This is a genomic window from Shewanella sp. 10B (genome assembly GCF_023475885.1).
Classification (GTDB): domain Bacteria; phylum Pseudomonadota; class Gammaproteobacteria; order Enterobacterales; family Shewanellaceae; genus Shewanella; species Shewanella mangrovisoli.
This window is the reverse complement of the sequence record NZ_JAMDJO010000030.1, coordinates 1-403: the sequence shown is the minus strand read 5'-3', so window position 1 is coordinate 403 and position 403 is coordinate 1. Positions and strand designations below refer to the sequence as shown.

At 44.9% G+C, this 403-nt stretch carries 1 tRNA gene; it reads left to right on the top strand.

The annotated features are described in order from the left end of the window. Nucleotides 1–113: 113 nt before the first annotated feature. A tRNA-Ala gene (locus tag M0415_RS21320) sits at nt 114–189 on the top strand. Nucleotides 190–403 lie beyond the last annotated feature (214 nt).

Below are 403 nucleotides of genomic sequence, written 5' to 3'. Positions count from 1 at the left end.
GCTCAGCTGGTTAGAGCGCACCCCTGATAAGGGTGAGGTCGGTGGTTCAAGTCCACTCTGACCCACCAATCCTTTGAGGGTTGGGACATCTGATACTCGCACTGCATGTAAATGGGGCTATAGCTCAGCTGGGAGAGCGCCTGCCTTGCACGCAGGAGGTCTGCGGTTCGATCCCGCATAGCTCCACCATTTACTGCAATCTGGTTAGAGATGCCAAAGATAAACTGAAAAATTATCTTTGGCTTTTTTAAGCCCGCTCTTTAACAATTTGGAAAGCTGATAGTAATTAATGCAATGATGTCTGTCGTTGTGTTAATACGAAAAAATTGAGTTCTTAAAACACTTTTTAAGTGTCTTGAATATTCAAGTCTAAGGCGAGTCCATCTTCTTGGTCGAAGATGAG